This is a genomic window from Amycolatopsis sp. NPDC052450, from assembly GCF_044547565.1.
Lineage (GTDB): Bacteria > Actinomycetota > Actinomycetes > Mycobacteriales > Pseudonocardiaceae > Amycolatopsis.
Genome location: NZ_JBIUAQ010000056.1, coordinates 12208 through 27227, shown reverse-complemented (window position 1 = coordinate 27227; position 15020 = coordinate 12208). Strand labels below are relative to the sequence as shown.

Below are 15020 nucleotides of genomic sequence, written 5' to 3'. Positions count from 1 at the left end.
TGTGTCCTCAGTCACAGATGGAGCCCTTCTGGGTCGCGTCCGACGACCCGATCTTGGTCCATCCGCGGCTTACACGGTTGTCATGACACGGCCGGCGACATACCCCGACACCGCGGACACGCTATGACCAGACGAAAAGGTCTTGTTCGGCATCACTCGACACCATCCGACATAGAAAGCAGCTCACTCTTAACCAGCTGGTTGCCAGCCCCCACTTCGCAGGCGGAGTGGCTGTCTCGAACGCGAAGTTTGTGGTCACGCCAGCCTGTCGTCGTGCAGTCGCCTTCGACTCTCACACCAATTTTCCTGGAGCAGTTCTGGAGCACGACCTCGGTTACGACAGCGCCCGACAACGGTGAACCGCGTTGAACGAAGCACAACTGCGCCAGCCGACCAGCGAGTCCTCGATAACCGCAGGTCAGCGCCTTGATCGAACCTGACTGGCAGTGAGGGGGTCAGGATTGCTGTTCTCGCAGATCAGAAAGCTGTCATTTAAGTGACTCAGAGATTCGCGCGAGACGACACGCACCACCGAAGCCGACTACCCCCAGTCGCAGGCGAAGGCGTCAGACGAGCCTCCGGCAATGACGACAATCCAGAGCTGACCACTTCGTGAGCAGGTTTCGACAAGCAACGCACGCGTCCACTACCGCAGGTCCCTACCGCAGCGGTTGTGATGAGGAAGCAGAAACGCTGCTACGCCACCAACTGGCTCTGCAGAGCACTCCTCCACCTCTGAGCACACCGGAGCAAACGGAGACATAACGGAGCCCAGTCGCGATCAACGCCGAGGCGAAATCGCCGCCGAAGGACCAACATTCCTGCAGGTCAGCGGTAATGTTGATCTTGTGGGCCGGGTCGGGCTCGAACCGACGGCCAAGGGATTATGAGTCCCCTGCTCTAACCAACTGAGCTACCGGCCCCAAGGGTGACCTGACACCTCCGCGGAAGCCCCCCAGCCCGAACAGCGGGTTTGCTAACGCACAGAAGTCCCAGTTCGCTCCAAGTTATCACAGCGCTCACCTGCCACGGCCTGGGCCGTGGCCTGCAAGTCATGTTCGCGTCCCCGGTGACCGTGTGGATATAGGGATGCTCAACGTCCCTATATCCACACACCCCTCCCGCGACACCAAAGATCCCCCGCTCCCGTTCCACAGGTCAGCACGCCCGGCGATACGTACCGGACAGCGCCTAGGCCGAACAGCTGGTTTCCGGCACAGAGCCGGGTCCGCTCGTCTAGGTTGCAGAGACCAACGCCGTGCGGCTCGCCGCCCGGGACACGCTGACCATCGGGATGGGCCTGGGGTATCGAGCCCATCGGGCAGGGAGGCGCTCGTGGCGGATCCGGTCGCCATCGGGCTCGGTGTCGTGGTCATCATCGGCGTGGTGTTGTCACTGAGGGCGAGCATCCGGGCACTGCGGCGAGCCGGTCTCCGTATCGACGCGATCTTCTCCGACGAATTGGACGACCGGCCGCCGCCGCGGTAGTCGATCTAGAGTCCTGTTTGGACGGTCAGCCGCCCAGGCCCGAGCCCCCGCCCGGCGGAGTGGTCCCCGGCAGCTCAGAAGTAGTAGTGGGCGGCGCTACCGTAGTCGGTGCCGTGGTCGGCGTCGGCGGCTTCGTCGGTGTGGGCGAGCTCTTCGTCGGTGTCGGTGTGATCGTCACCGGCGCCCCGCCATAGGCCGCGAAGCTGAACCAGATCGCCCCGCCGGCCTTCGGCGTGGTCTGGTTGAACATCGCCCGCACCTGGAACGTCGTCGCCGTGTACGAACCCTGCACCGTGTTCAGCATGTACGCGTTGAACTGTCCCGGTGTGTTCGCCGAGACGACCACCGCCGCCGGGACCGTCCCCAGCGCGTGCTGCACGGTGCACATCCCGGCGCCATCGGTCACGCACGACGCCTCAGCGGCCTGCACGTTCGGCGCCGGCGACGGGCCGACGGCGCCGGACGTCCCGGCGAGCACCGTGCCCCCGGCTGCGGCGACGGCCAGCCCGGCGACGGCGAGCGCGGCTTTCTCCCTGGTCCTCATGTTCGTCCTCCCTCTGATCCCCCACCAGCAGGGGTCGGACGCCGCGCCGCGATCGTTACGCCACGCCGAGCCGCCGCAGCGCCGGCCGCCACCGGTTCCCGCCGGTGGCCAAGCCCAGCGCCACCAGGCCCGCGCAGTACTTGCTCACCGACTGCTCGCGGATCCGCAGTTTCGCCAGCGCCTCGGTGACGCTGTTGCGTTCGGCGGCCGATTTCACTTCCAGCAGTACGAGGTCGCCGCCGGCGGCCAGGCTGCGCGAACCGGAACGCCAGACGAGCGACGTGTCGCAGGTGATGCGCGCGTCGGCGGTGACGAGGGTGGTGCGCCGGTAGTCGGTGATCAGCGCGGGGGTCAGCGGCCGGGGCGCGGGGCGGCCGTAGGCGGCGGTGAGGGCGTCGTCGAGGAAGGTCAGCGCGGGCGCGGTCAGGCCGTGCGCCGCCTCGGCCGGATGCGGGCGGCGGACCTTGACCGTTTCGTCGCGCCGTCCGCTGACTTTGAGCTCGCAGTAGGTGTCGGCCGAGTCAGTGTAGGTGCGTGTGCGGATCTTGAACCGGCGCCGCCGGTCCTGCCGGTGCGCCCGGAAGATCGCCAGATCCGGGGTGTCGAAATAGGTCGACGAGTAGCCGAACACGCGTTGCCCGTCGATCTCCAGACAGCGCGATGACGCCCTCAGCGACTCGGCGACGGCCAGGAAGTCGTTGAGCTTCAGGACGTATTTGCGGTCCGTCCGGCTCATCAGCCCGCTCGTGGCGACGACTTCCGCGAGCGACAGCGAGGGGAGCCCCTTGGCCACCGCGGCGACGGTGGCCGTTCCGCGCCCGCTCACCGGTGCCCCGCCGGAGCACCGTGGACGACCGCGGTGGCGTCCGGCCGGAAGCGGACGTCGACGACGGTGACCTCGCGGACATAGTCCACTTCGGACACACTGTGCCGCACGACCGTTCCGCCGAGACGCGCCCGCAGTTCCATCAGCATCGTCTGTTCGTCGGGGTACACGGTGTCGAGCACGACCGTCCGCCGCTGCGGACCGCGGGTGCGCGACGGGTGGTCGGCGACGTACATGACGGCGAGCAGCAGGACGTTGAAGACGGCGACGATCCGCCAGTCCGCGGACGGCAGCCCGTTCACCAGACCCAGTACCAGCGCTACGAAGTAGTACGCGACCTCCTGCTGGCTGATCGAATCGGACCGCAGCCGGATGATCGAAAGTACCCCGAACAGGCCGAGCCCGAGCGCGCTCGCGGTCGACACGGAAAGCAGCACGGCGACCGAAACGCAGACGCCGACGTTCAACGCGAGATACGCGCAGGCGAGGTCACCGCGGTGGTGACGACGGGCGTAGATGCCGTAGGCGAGGATCACGGCGGCGACGAGGTCGACGGCGAGATGAAGCAGTGTCGTGGTCATGGAAACCACTGTGCCGCCGGAAGAAGAGACCGTCGTGAGAGCCTGATGAGAACCGTCTCATCAGGACTCACCGAGCCGGTAGCCCATCCCCCGCACGGTTTCGATCCGCTCGGCGCCGATCTTCGCGCGCAGGTACCGGATGTAGACGTCCACCACGTTCGATCCGGGGTCGAAGTCGAAACCCCAGACCCCGCCGAGCAACTGCTCGCGGGAGAGCACCTGGCCGCGGTTGCGCAGCAAGGTTTCCAGCAGCGCGAACTCGCGGGCGGTGAGGTCCTTCTCCTCCCCCGCGACCGAAACCTTCCGCGTGCGCAGGTCGAGCGAGAGCTCGCCGGCGCGCAGCACCGCCGGTTCGGCTTCTGGATTTCCCCGTAGCCGCAACCGGATCCGCGCCAGCAGTTCCTCGAACGCGAAGGGTTTGGCCAGATAGTCGTCGGCGCCGCCGGACAGCCCGGCGACCCGGTCGACGACGCTGTCCCGCGCGGTCAGGATGATCACCGGCACCGTCCGGCCCGCCGCGCGCAGGGCCCGCAGCAGATCCGAACCGTCGAGGTCCGGCAGCCCGAGGTCGAGGACGACCAGATCGTGCGCACCGGTCAACGCCTCGGTCAGCCCTTCGGCGCCGGTCTTGACCCAGCGGGTCGCGAAACCCTGCGCCCGCAACCCTTTCTCGACGAACGCGCCGATCCGGGCGGAGTCCTCCACCACCAGCACACTGGTCACCGGTCCGCACCTTCCGCGACAGGGATCTCGATGGTGAACCGCGCGCCTTCGCCGGGCGCGGTGTCGAGCAGGACGCGGCCGCCGTGCGCCTCGGCGATCGCGGCGACGATCGCCAGCCCGAGCCCGGCGCCGTCGTCACCGCTGGAGTTGCTGCCGCGTTTGAAGCGTTCGAAGATCCGGCTCCTCGAATCGGGCGGGACGCCCTCACCGGTGTCGCGGACCCAGAGCCGCGCCGTCGTCACGGTCACTTCCGAGCCGAGGGCGATCTCCTGACCCGGCGACGTGTGCCGGACGGCGTTGGAGACCAGTTGCAGCAAGGCCTGCGCGAGGCGCTGACCGTCCGCGGGGACGGTCACCTCGGCGACCGCGTCCAGCCGCCAGGCGCGGTCGGCCAGCGGACGGGATTTGGCGAGGGTCTCGACGGTGAGGTCGGCGAGGTCGGTGTCGCCGGGCGCGAGGAAGTCGGGGCTGCCGGATTTCGCGAGGATCAGCAGGTCGTCGACGATCCGTTGCATCCGCCCGAGTTCGTCGAGCACCAGATGCCGGGTGGCCGCGTTCTCCCCGGGATCGTCGCCCATCAGCTCGAGATGGCCGCGGACGATCGTGATCGGCGTGCGCAGTTCGTGCCCGGCGTCGTCGATGAAGTCGCGCTGTCCGGCGAAGGCGCTTTCGAGCCTGTCCAGCATCGTGTTGAAGGTGCGGCCGAGTGCGGCGACGTCGTCGGAGCCCCGGACTTCGATACGGCGGGAAAGGTCGGTCTCGCCGATCTGTTCGGCGGCCAGCCGGACTTCCCGCACCGGCGCGAGGATGCGGCCGGCGACCAGCCAGCCGATCAGCCCGGCCAGCACCAGCGCCGCCCCCGACATCCCGGCCATCACGCCGACGACGTCGTTGATCTCGCCCGCGGCGTGGTCGACGAACTCGACGATCACCAGCGCCCCGCGGCCCGGTGAGCCCTCGATGGTCACCGGGACGACGCCGTAGCGCGCCGACCCGACCGCGGTGGTGACCGTGCCGTACGCCGGGCTCGTGGCCCGGGACAGCTCGGCGACGAACTTCGGGTCGGTGTCGAGCCGGACCGGGGGTTCGATGGCGCTCCGCCTCGACGCCGCGCCGTCGCTGATCGAGAAGAACGTCTCGTACTTCTCGGGCAGATTCCGTTCCAGATGACGGCCGAGGACCGCCTCGACGGTGTCGGGCTGCCCGGCCGGGCGGGCGTCCGGCGACGCCAGGAAGGCGCGGAGCTTGCCGGTCTCGTGCGCGATCTCGTTGTCGAGCCGCTGGTCCAGCTGGTTGTGCAGGACGGTGCGGGTCGCCAGCAGCGACCCCGCGAGTGCCAGCAGCACGACCAGCAGGACCCACGCGAGGATCCGGGCGCGGGCGCTCATCGGCCCCGCTCAGTCGTCGAGGTCGAAGTCGAAATGATCGTCACCGTCGTGGTCATGGTCACTGTCATCATCGAGGTCGTCGTCGTGCCCGGCCAGCCGGGGCGGGACGACGGCGGGCGGGGCACCCGGCTCCCCCGGTCCGGTGACGGCGCGTCCGGCGGGGGCGACGACCGCCGGGCCGAGGTCGGGCGGCGAGGCCGCGGTGGCCGCGATGACGGCGAACGTGCCGGTGGCCGCCACCACGACGGCGGCGACCCCGGCCAGGACGATGATTCGGACTCGCATGACACCAGGCTGCCCGGCGCCGGTGAGCCACCGATGAGGACTCGATGAGAACTTTCTCATCGAGCCCGCGCCTCACCGGTGCGCGTGCGGATACTCCGGCGAGCGGTGCTGGAAGGACAGGATGTCGGGGTTGCGGATCGTGCCCTCGCTGATCTCGATCGCCCGGTCGAGGATCGGATCGGCGGCCCACGCGGCCGGGCCGGCCAGCACCTGCTTCAGATGTGGCAGCAGGGCGCCGCTGATCTCCCAGGTCGCCGAATCCCAGAGGTAGGACGGGCTGTGGTCGACGGCGTAGTAGGTGAGGCCGCCGACCTCGAAGGTCGGCTCCATGAACGTCGTCGGCTTGGCCCAGCTGAAGCCCATCGCCTCGTCGCAGGAAACGTCGATGACGAGGCTGCCGCGCCGGAACTCGGCGAGGTCTTCCTCGACGAGGAACGTCAACGGTGCCTTCGGGTCCTGCAGCACACAGTTGACGACGATGTCGTGCCCGGCGAGGAACTCCGCCAGCGGCACGCGGCCGTCCTCGGTGATGGCGTGGCTGCGGCGGAGGTCGGCCGGGCCCTTCAGGTCGTGGTCGAGATGCACGATGTTCGCCGAATGGATCGGCGAACCGACCGCGGTGACACCGCGGTGGGTGAGCACGTGCACGTCGTGGATTCCGTGTGCGTTCAGCGCCGTCACCGAACCTCGCGCCGTGGCGCCGAAGCCGATCACGACGGCGCGGAGACGGCGGCCGTAATCGCCGGTCGAGCCGGTCAGCTGCAGCGCGTGCAGCACCGAGCAATAGCCGGCCAATTCGTTGTTCTTGTGGAAGACGTGCAGGCCGAAAGAACCGTCGCTACGCCAGTGGTTCATCGCTTCGAAGGCGATGAGCGTCAGTTTCCGGTCGATGGCCAGCTGGGTGAGCTTTTCGTCCTGAACGCAGTGCGGCCAGCCCCAAAGCGTCTGTCCCGGCCGGAGTTCGGCCAGGTCTTCCGCGAGCGGTTTGGCGAGGAGGATGACGTCGCAGTCCGCGATCAGTTGTGCACGGGAACGCAGGCCCCCGACCAGGGGCGCGAGGTCCACGTCCGGAATGCCGAAGCGTTCGCCGTAGCCGTTTTCGAGAAAAATGGACGTACGGAGACCGGGGTCGATTCGCTCGAGATGGCGCGGATGGATCGGAAGCCGCCACTCGTTTTCTTTTCGCGAGTGGGAAATGACGCCGAGAGTGAGATGGTCCACTTGGGGCCCCTTAAATAGAACTCCAGTCTAAACGCAAGGCCCGGCGTGGACGGCGGGGTGTCGCGTCGACGACAGCGAGGCGCTGCTCGCCGCGAGGTGAGCGGGACCGTTCCCCCTGCGGCCCATGGCGTAAAGTTCCCTTGAATCCAAGGGGGAATCCGTGCGTCTTCGGTCCGTGTCGTGTGCTGTCTTGATCTTGTTGCTCGCCGGCTGCGGGAGTACGCAGAAAACCGGCCAGGTCCCCGTGCCGAGCACCGCGGCGTCGAGTCCGGCGACGACACCGGCCGCCACCGGGACCGAGCAGGCCATCCCGCGCACCCGGATCTCGCTGCCGGTTCCGGACGGCATGCGGGTGGAGCCGAGCCTGCCCGGCCTCGCTCGGTCGAACTCCCGGACCTCCATCGGGGTCGTGGAGCAGCCCGCGAACGGCAAACCTGCCCGCGAAGCGATGGCCGAGATAGCGGCGGGCTTCACCAGCGAACAGGCCCGGCAAAAGGGGCTCGACCTGGAAAAGCCGGTCGAGACCACGATCGCCGGGTTCCCGGCCTTCCTGACCAGCGGTGTCCAGCGGGCATCGGTGGGCACCTTCGCCAAGGTCAACGCGATCCTCGCCGCCGAGGACGTGCTGGTGATCATCACCGGCACCCTCGAACCGGGTGACCCGCTGACCGTCGACGACTTCAAGAAGGCCATCACCGGCGCCCGCTGGAGCACCGAGGCCGCACCGGGCGACCTCGGTTTCGACCTGACCCCGGCGGAGGGCTACCAGCGGACGGAATCCACCTCGAGCCTCAGCTTCACCCGTGGCGCGCAAGGCGGCCCCAAACTCATCGCCGCACCGTCGATGGGCGAGCCGCGGCTGCCCGAGGACAAGCGCGCCTACGCGGTCGACAGGTTCGCGAAGCTGCCGGCGAAGCCGTCCGCCGACACGGTGACCGAGGTGACGATCGCGGGGATGCCCGGTTTCGAGATCGTCGGCCACGACAGCAAGGGCAAGACCGCGTACGCCGTCATGACCTTCACCGAAACCGGGTACATCCTCGTCGGCGGTGACTTCGACCCGGCCAAGGACGGCGACCAGCTTCCCGCCTTCAAACAGATGGCGCGGTCGCTGGTGCTCAAGTAGTCACCTGAACGCCGCCGCGTTCCGCGTCGCCCAGTCGGCGAAGGTCCGCCCCGGTCGTCCGAGCACCTTCTCGACGTCGGGGCTGACCCGCTGCTCTTCCTCCGTCGGCCTGCCGAGGATCGCGAGCGTGGCCTCCACGACCACCGGCGGCATGAACGCCGACATCGCGGCACGGGCCTCGTCTTCGCTCGATTCGGCGAAGCGCAGCGGCTCGCCCAGCGCGGCGCCGAGGTCCGCCGCCTGCCGCCGCGGCGAGATCGGCTCGGGTCCGGTCAGCACGTAGGACCGGCCGTGGTGGCCGGATTCCCGCAGCACGGCCGCCGCGACGTCGGCGATGTCGGCCGGGTCGATGACGGGCAGCGCGACGTCTCCGAACGGCGCCGCGACGACCCGATCGGCCCGGATGGCCGGTGCCCACTGGAAAGCGTTCGACGCGAAGCCCCCCGGCCGCAGCACTGTCCACTCCGGACTCGACGCCTTGACCGCCTCTTCGTACGCGGGCGCGTGCCGCCCGGTTCCGACGCCCTGGGAGGACAGAAGCGCGATCCGGGCGCCACCGGCCGCCGCGACGACCTCCGCGACGTCACCGCCCGCCGCCAGGAATTCTCCCGACGTCAGAAGGAAAACTCTGTCCGCACCGTCGAAGACCTCCTTGAGCCCGTCGGACCGGGTGAGGTCGGCCCGCACGGTCCGCACACCGTCGGGCACGTCCGACGGCGAGATCCGGCGCGACACCGCCGTCACTTCTTCTCCTGCGGCGGCAAGGGTTTCCACCAGCAGCCGCCCAACATTGCCGGTCGCTCCGGTCACCACGACCATGGTCACTCCTGGGTTCGTGTTTCGTTGACGCGGCCGAAGCTACCGCCCCGGAGATAGTAGGTACCTAGAGGAAAGTAATGGGAAAACCGGCCTTTCGTGAGCGTGATCACAACTTCGAAGACTGGGTGCCGGGTCGCGGGGAATCGCTCGCGGCCGCGGGGCGACCGTGTCGCGAAAGCCACTTTCGGGACGTCAGGCGTCGCGAAAGTGGCTTTCGCGACGCATCGCGTCCACGGGTTCAGCGACGACGAAGGCCCTCTTCGCCACCCGTCGAGACCTCCGGAGGACTTCCGATGGTGACCGCTTAGTCTCGGGCCCATGCCCGAAACCGCACTCGGCCCGCTGCGCGTCCTCGACTTCTCGCGGGTGCTCGCCGGCCCGTTCGCCACCATGCTGCTGGCGGATCTCGGCGCGACGGTGATCAAGGTGGAGCGGCCGGGCACCGGCGACGACACCCGCAGCTGGGGACCGCCCTACGACGCGACCGGTCAGGCGACGTACTTCCAGTCGGTCAACCGGAACAAGACGAGTGTGGCGCTGGACCTCGGCGACCCGGAGGACCGCGCCCATGCCCGCGCGCTGGCACTCGAGGCCGACGTCGTGGTCGAGAACTTCCGGCCCGGCGTGATGGACCGGCTCGGTCTCGGCCCGGAGGTCCTGCTGGCGGCGAATCCCGGCCTCGTCTTCTGCTCCGTCACCGGTTTCGGTTCCGGTGGCGGTGCCGCACTGCCCGGCTACGACCTGCTCATCCAGGCCGTCGGCGGGCTGATGAGCATCACCGGCGACCCGGCGGGCGAGCCGCAGAAGGTCGGCGTCGCGCTCGTCGACGTGCTGGCTGGGCTGTTCGCGAGCGTCGGCATCCTCGCCGCCTTGCGCCACCGTGACCGCACCGGGCAGGGGCAGCGTGTCGAGGTCGATCTGCTGTCCAGCCTGCTCGCCGCGCTGGTGAACCAGGGCAGCGCGTACACCTCCGGCGGGACGGTCCCGGCGCGGATGGGCAACCGGCATCCCAGCATCGCCCCCTACGAGCTTCTCCCCTGCGCCGATCACGAACTCGCGCTCGCCGTCGGCAACGACCGGCAGTTCGCGGCGTTGTGCGAGGTCATCGGCCTGCCGGAGGTCGCGGGCGACGTCCGGTTCGCGACCAATCCGGCGCGGGTCGAGCACCGGGCCGAACTCCGCGCGCTGCTCGAAGACCACCTGGGCAGGCGCCCGGCGGCCGAGTGGGCGGCGGAGTTGAGCGCGGCCGGGGTGCCCGCCGGGGAGGTCAACGACGTCGCGGGCGCGTTCGCCCTCGCGGAACGGCTCGGCCTGAGCCCGACGGTCGATCTGCCCCGGCCCGACGGCACTTCCGTGCGGCTGACCCGCAACCCGATCGGCCTGTCGGCGACGCCGCCGCGGTACGAGACCGCGCCGCCGGACGCCCCTGGGCAGCTCACCCTTCCCTTGCCCGGCTGGAGCTGACGAAGGCCGTCAGCGGACTGTCAGTGCTTCGTCAACGTCGGCCGCGAAGCTCCTGTCATGACGAACAGGACAGTCCTCATCTCCGGCGCGAGCATCGCCGGTCCCGCCCTCGCCTTCTGGCTCTCCCGCCAGGGCTACGCGGTCACCGTCGTCGAGCGGACGGCGGAACTCCGCACCGGCGGCCAGGCGGTCGACTTCAAGGGCGCGACCCATCGCACCGTGCTGGACCGGATGGGGATCCTCGACGAGGTGTACCGGCGCCAGACCGGCGGGCACGACCAGACCATCATCGACGCCACGGAGCGGCCGCTGGCCGTCATGCCCGGCGAGTTCACCGGCGGCGATGTCGAGATCCGGCGTGGCGACCTGGCCGCGATCCTCTACGAACGGACCGCTCAGGACTGCGAGTACGTCTTCGGCGATTCCATCGCCTCGCTGACCGAAACGGCCGGCGGCGTCGACGTCACCTTCGAGCGCGGCGCGCCGAGGCGGTTCGACCTCGTCTTCGGCGCGGACGGCATCCACTCCACCGTGCGACGGCTCGCGTTCGGCCCGGAAACCGACTACGTGAAACACCTCGGCCACTACTACGCCCTGGTCGAGACCGGGGAGAGCGACGACTTCCGCGGGCCCGGCGGCACCTCGGTCATGTACAACGAGCCCGGCAGGCTCGCCGCCACCGGCGGCCCCAAGGCGGCCGCGTTCTTCGTGTTCGCCTCCCCCGAAATCGCCTACGACCGCTACGACACCGGGCAGCAGAAAGAGATCCTGACGGCCGCGTTCGCCGACGGCGGCTGGCGGCTGCCCGAACTGATGGAGGCGGTGAACCGCTCGGAGGACGTCTACCTGGACTCGATCAGCCGGGTCACGATGGACGGCTACTCCGCCGGCCGCGTCGCGCTCCTCGGCGACGCCGCGTACGGCAACACCCTGGCCGGCTTCGGCACCGGGCTCGCCATCGTGGCCGCGTACGTCATCGCGGGGGAACTCGCCGCGGCGAACGGCGACCACGAGGTGGCCTTCCGGCGGTACGACGAGAAGTTCCGCGGCTACGCCAAGGTGGCCCGCGGCGCCAACGCCGGACCGTTCCTCGCGCCGCCGACGAAGCTGCGGATCAAGCTGCGCGACGAGATGTTCCGGCGGGCGTTCATGCTGCGCTGGATGCTGTGGGTGACCGACAAGTTCGCCACCGACATCACCCTCGAGGAGTACCCGGCGCTCGCCCGTGGTGTTCATTCGAAGCGTTGACTCACAGAGCCGGCGCGGCACCCTGGCCGCGCTCGGTCCCGGCCCCGTGCTCGGCGACCTGGAGCAGGAGACCCGCCGCCAACCGCACGATCTCCCGTTCGGCGGGGGTCAGCGCTTCGTCGAAGGCCCGCGCCAGCCAGCGGTTGCCGTCCCGGACATGCGCGCGCAAGGCCTCGCGGCCCTCGCCGGTGATCGCGATCCGCTGAGCCCGCCGGTCGTGCTCGTCGGGGCGCCGCGCGACGCGGCCTTCGGCTTCGAGCGTGTTCAGCACCCTGGTCAGGGACTGCGGCTGGAGTCCTTCGATCGCGGCGAGCGCGCTGACGGTCAGCGGCCCGCTGTGCCGCAGGTTCGCCAGCACCGACGCGGCCAGCCTGCTCAAGCTCGGGTCTTCGCCGGGTTGTTCGGCCCGAAGCCGGGACGACAACCGCGAAACGGCCCAGCGCACCGACTCCGCGACCTGCGTGGTTTCACTCACAGTACAACGCTAACACTTTCTTCTTTCATGGCATATTCAGGTAAGAGTACGACATAAGCAAGCGTAAGCTTCGTATATGGCTCCGAGTCCATGGCGTGTGTTCTGGGGTCTGCTGGAGCACGATCTGCTGATCACCCGGAAACAGCTCGGCGGGGTGCTGGCGCAGGTGCTCATGCAGCCCCTGCTGATGCTGCTGGTGTTCGGGAAGGTCCTCGGCACGCTCGGCTACACCCCGCCCGGCTACGCGCGGCTGCTCCTTCCCGGGCTGGTCGCGCTGAACGCGTTCTTCGCCGCCGCGCAGAACGCGTCCTTCCCGCTCGCCATGGAATTCGCCACCCGCACCATCGAGAACCGGCTGCGGGCACCCGTGCCGCTCGCCTGGATCGTGGTCGAGCGGATCTTCGCGGCGGCGTCCCGGGGCCTGGTCACCGCCGTTCTCATGGTCCCGGTCGGCGCGCTCGTACTCGGTGAACTGTCCTGGCGGGCGGCCGGTCTCCCGGCGGCGTTCGGCTACACCGTGCTCGGCGCGCTGGCCGGTGGCGCGGCCGGGGTGACGATCGGCTCACTGGTCTCCCCCACCAGGATCGGGATCACCTTCTCGCTGGTGATGCCGCCGTTGCTGTTCACCGGTTCCGCGCAGTTCCCCTTCCCCGAACTCGCCGCCGTCCCCTGGTTCCGGGCGCTGTGCGCGCTGAACCCGATGACCTACGTCAGCGAAGGCCTGCGCGGGGCGCTGACCCCGCAGGTCGCCCACCTGCCCGCCTGGCTCTGCGCGCTCGGGCTGGCCGTCGCGCTGGCCGTGTTCACCCCCGCGAGTCTCCTGGCGTTCCGGCGGCGGGCGATCACCTGACTTTCGGCGTGCGCGTTCCCCCGTGCCGTGGTCGGCTGGGTTTCCCGCGTGACGTTTCCGGGGAAGCCGTGTCTTAAGGATTGTCACCGGACCTTGGTGATGTGAAGGGAGCTTCGGCATGACGGCGCTGCACAGGTGCGCTCGATGACGACGTCGGCGAGAAGTGACGCGCCCGCGGCCGGCGAAACGGTGCTGGACGACGCGACACTGGTCGCGCGCGCCCGCGACGGCGAGATCCGCGCCTACGAGCAGCTCGTCCTGCGGTTCCAGGGGCCGATGTACCGGCTGGCGCTGCGGATGCTGGGGAACAAAGGGGACGCCGAGGACGTCGTCCAAGAGGTGTTCCTCGTCGCCTGGCGACGGCTCGACCAGCTGCAGGAGGACGCGGCATTCGTCGGCTGGCTCTACCGGACGACGACCAACCGGTGCCTGAACGTGATCCGCGCCAGGAAGCCGGTGGCCGACGTCGAGCTGGACCAGCAGGAATCCACCGGTTCGGTGGGGCGGCCGGAGCGCGCGGCCGAGACGAGCGCGCAGCTGGCGGCGCTGACCGGGGCACTGGACCGGCTGACCGCCGAGCAACGGGCCTGCTGGCTGCTGCGGGAGGTCCACGGCCGCTCCTACGAGGAGATCGCGAAGGCGATCGGGGCGACCACCACCGCGGTGCGCGGACGCATCGCACGAGCACGAGCGGAGTTGGCGGAGGTGATGGCGCCATGGCGATGAACCACGCGACTCAGGACTACTTGCTCCCGTGCGGCCGGGACGTCGAACTGGTTTGGGAACGGCTCGACGAGGTCGACGCGGGCCACGCGGACGCGCACGAACTCGAGTGCCCGCACTGCCGGGCGACCCACGAGAGCCTCCGGGTGCTGCGCGGGCTGACCAGGGAGCTGGCCGACGACGACACCGAGCCGTCGCCGGATCTCACCAGCCGCATCATGTCCGCGGTCCGCGCCGAGGTCCGGCGCCGCGACCTGGTGCCGCTGGACAGTCCGGAACCGGGCGAGGTACAGGTGAGCGATCAGGCGGTCGCGGCGGTGCTGCGGTTCGCCGCGGATTCCGTGGACGGCGTCCGCGCGCGACGCTGCCGGGTCCTGCCCGCGCCGGACATCACCGACATGACGGCCGTGAACGTGGAACTGAGCCTGGCGATCGCCCATGATTTCGACGGTGACTCGCTGGACGTGGTCCGTGAGCGGGTCACGGCGGCGGCGGGTGCCAGGGTCGGTCTTCGCCTGGCCCGGCTCGATCTGGTGGTGGAGGACATTTATGACGCCTGAGCGGGCCCCTGCCAGACAACTGATCGAAACGGTGATCTCCCCGCCGGTGATCGCGGCGGTCGCCGCGCACGCCGCGGCGAAGGTCCCCGGCGTGGTACGCCTGGAACCCGGGTTGCGCGGGCTGGCGGGTTCGCTGACCCGGATCGCGCGGCAGCGGATCAAGGGTCTCGAACCGGCGCCGACCGAAGGAGTCCGCGCGGTCGTCGACCAGGACGGCGTTCGGGTGGAGATCGACCTTTCGCTCTCCGGGCTGGACCAGGCCGCCGCGACCGCGCAAGCGGTGCAGCGTGCCGTCAGCCGGGCGGTCACCGAGGCGACCGGGCTCACCCCGTCGGCCGTCTCGGTGTCCATTTTGGACATCGAAATCCGTGGAGGACTGTTGTGACCGCACATTCCGAACTGACCGCTTCGCTGCTGAGCACGCTCCGCGACGTACCGGGGCTGCGCGCGGCGACACCGTCCACCACGGCCGCCGCCTCGGCGGTGCCGTGGGACCTCGACGTGATGGCCGTCGACATCACCGAGAACGTCGTCGAGATCCGCGTCGTCGCGCTGGAGGTGCCGATCCCGCCGCTCACGGAGGCCGCCGGGGCCGCCTTGCGCGCGGTGCTGACCGGAACCCCTTGGGAGAACGCGAGTCTGCGTCTCGTGGTGACCGACGTGGACGCCGCCGCGCTCGTTCCCTGACCCACGAAGATC

18 protein-coding genes and 1 tRNA gene are annotated in these 15020 nt (G+C 69.4%); 9 read left to right on the top strand and 10 right to left on the bottom strand.

The features are described 5' to 3' along the window. Positions 1-849: 849 nt before the first annotated feature. Positions 850-923, bottom strand: a tRNA-Ile gene (locus ACIHAO_RS42505). A 412-nt stretch (positions 924-1335) separates the two neighbouring features. On the opposite strand from ACIHAO_RS42505, the gene ACIHAO_RS42500 reads away from it, so the two are divergent. Further along, the gene (locus ACIHAO_RS42500) at positions 1336-1488 is read left to right on the top strand and encodes a hypothetical protein (RefSeq protein WP_396567956.1); all 153 of its coding nucleotides are present in this window, start codon (positions 1336-1338) and stop codon (positions 1486-1488) included. A gap of 25 nt (positions 1489-1513) precedes the next feature. On the opposite strand, the gene ACIHAO_RS42495 is transcribed toward ACIHAO_RS42500, so the two are convergent. The 7 genes from ACIHAO_RS42495 to ACIHAO_RS42465 form a co-directional block, all read right to left on the bottom strand. Then, positions 1514-2032 (bottom strand): hypothetical protein, encoded by a 519-nt coding sequence (locus tag ACIHAO_RS42495; RefSeq protein ID WP_396567954.1) that lies wholly within the window; start codon positions 2030-2032, stop codon positions 1514-1516. A 55-nt stretch (positions 2033-2087) separates the two neighbouring features. After that, complete coding sequence (locus tag ACIHAO_RS42490; RefSeq protein ID WP_396567952.1) at positions 2088-2858, bottom strand: polyphosphate polymerase domain-containing protein; 771 nt, start codon at positions 2856-2858, stop codon at positions 2088-2090. Next, on the bottom strand, positions 2855-3439 hold the full coding sequence (locus ACIHAO_RS42485) for a DUF4956 domain-containing protein (protein ID WP_396567950.1): 585 nt from the start codon (positions 3437-3439) through the stop codon (positions 2855-2857). The genes ACIHAO_RS42490 and ACIHAO_RS42485 overlap by 4 nt, the downstream gene beginning before the upstream one ends. 60 nt (positions 3440-3499) lie before the next feature. Continuing rightward, on the bottom strand, positions 3500-4162 hold the full coding sequence (locus ACIHAO_RS42480) for a response regulator transcription factor (protein ID WP_125793310.1): 663 nt from the start codon (positions 4160-4162) through the stop codon (positions 3500-3502). Continuing rightward, positions 4159-5550, bottom strand: a complete 1392-nt coding sequence (locus tag ACIHAO_RS42475; RefSeq protein ID WP_396567948.1) for a sensor histidine kinase — start codon at positions 5548-5550, stop codon at positions 4159-4161. The genes ACIHAO_RS42480 and ACIHAO_RS42475 overlap by 4 nt, the downstream gene beginning before the upstream one ends. Positions 5551-5559: 9 nt before the next feature. Further along, positions 5560-5835 (bottom strand): hypothetical protein, encoded by a 276-nt coding sequence (locus ACIHAO_RS42470; protein ID WP_396567946.1) that lies wholly within the window; start codon positions 5833-5835, stop codon positions 5560-5562. A 72-nt stretch (positions 5836-5907) separates the two neighbouring features. Next, entirely contained in the window at positions 5908-7056 is a 1149-nt protein-coding gene (locus ACIHAO_RS42465; RefSeq protein ID WP_396567944.1) for a N(5)-(carboxyethyl)ornithine synthase, read from the bottom strand. A gap of 190 nt (positions 7057-7246) precedes the next feature. Here ACIHAO_RS42465 and ACIHAO_RS42460 point away from each other — a divergent pair, with 190 nt between their 5' ends. After that, positions 7247-8182: a hypothetical protein gene (locus ACIHAO_RS42460; RefSeq protein WP_396567942.1), complete on the top strand. Its 936-nt coding sequence runs from the start codon at positions 7247-7249 to the stop codon at positions 8180-8182. Here the strand turns inward: ACIHAO_RS42460 and ACIHAO_RS42455 are convergent, their stop codons facing one another. Then, the gene (locus tag ACIHAO_RS42455) at positions 8183-9001 is read right to left on the bottom strand and encodes an NAD(P)H-binding protein (protein WP_396567940.1); all 819 of its coding nucleotides are present in this window, start codon (positions 8999-9001) and stop codon (positions 8183-8185) included. 318 nt (positions 9002-9319) lie between these two features. Here ACIHAO_RS42455 and ACIHAO_RS42450 point away from each other — a divergent pair, with 318 nt between their 5' ends. Together ACIHAO_RS42450 and ACIHAO_RS42445 are read left to right on the top strand one after the other, a co-directional pair. After that, positions 9320-10465, top strand: coding sequence for a CaiB/BaiF CoA transferase family protein (locus ACIHAO_RS42450; RefSeq protein WP_396567938.1), 1146 nt, complete (start codon positions 9320-9322; stop codon positions 10463-10465). Between the two features lie 57 nt (positions 10466-10522). Further along, the gene (locus ACIHAO_RS42445) at positions 10523-11713 is read left to right on the top strand and encodes an FAD-dependent monooxygenase (RefSeq protein ID WP_396567936.1); all 1191 of its coding nucleotides are present in this window, start codon (positions 10523-10525) and stop codon (positions 11711-11713) included. A 1-nt stretch (position 11714) separates the two neighbouring features. On the opposite strand, the gene ACIHAO_RS42440 is transcribed toward ACIHAO_RS42445, so the two are convergent. Further along, positions 11715-12188 (bottom strand): MarR family winged helix-turn-helix transcriptional regulator, encoded by a 474-nt coding sequence (locus ACIHAO_RS42440; protein WP_396567934.1) that lies wholly within the window; start codon positions 12186-12188, stop codon positions 11715-11717. A gap of 76 nt (positions 12189-12264) precedes the next feature. Here ACIHAO_RS42440 and ACIHAO_RS42435 point away from each other — a divergent pair, with 76 nt between their 5' ends. The 5 genes from ACIHAO_RS42435 to ACIHAO_RS42415 all read left to right on the top strand — a co-directional run bounded on the left by ACIHAO_RS42435 (position 12265) and on the right by ACIHAO_RS42415 (position 15008). Continuing rightward, entirely contained in the window at positions 12265-13038 is a 774-nt protein-coding gene (locus ACIHAO_RS42435; protein WP_396567932.1) for an ABC transporter permease, read from the top strand. A 144-nt stretch (positions 13039-13182) separates the two neighbouring features. Then, positions 13183-13764: an RNA polymerase sigma factor gene (locus ACIHAO_RS42430; protein ID WP_396567930.1), complete on the top strand. Its 582-nt coding sequence runs from the start codon at positions 13183-13185 to the stop codon at positions 13762-13764. Further along, complete coding sequence (locus ACIHAO_RS42425; protein ID WP_396567928.1) at positions 13755-14321, top strand: anti-sigma factor family protein; 567 nt, start codon at positions 13755-13757, stop codon at positions 14319-14321. Before ACIHAO_RS42430 ends, ACIHAO_RS42425 begins: the two co-directional genes overlap by 10 nt. After that, positions 14311-14706 carry an Asp23/Gls24 family envelope stress response protein gene (locus ACIHAO_RS42420; RefSeq protein WP_396567926.1) on the top strand — a complete coding sequence of 132 codons (396 nt, stop codon included), beginning with the start codon at positions 14311-14313 and terminating at the stop codon, positions 14704-14706. Before ACIHAO_RS42425 ends, ACIHAO_RS42420 begins: the two co-directional genes overlap by 11 nt. Beyond that, positions 14703-15008 (top strand): hypothetical protein, encoded by a 306-nt coding sequence (locus tag ACIHAO_RS42415; protein WP_396567924.1) that lies wholly within the window; start codon positions 14703-14705, stop codon positions 15006-15008. Before ACIHAO_RS42420 ends, ACIHAO_RS42415 begins: the two co-directional genes overlap by 4 nt. Positions 15009-15020 lie beyond the last annotated feature (12 nt).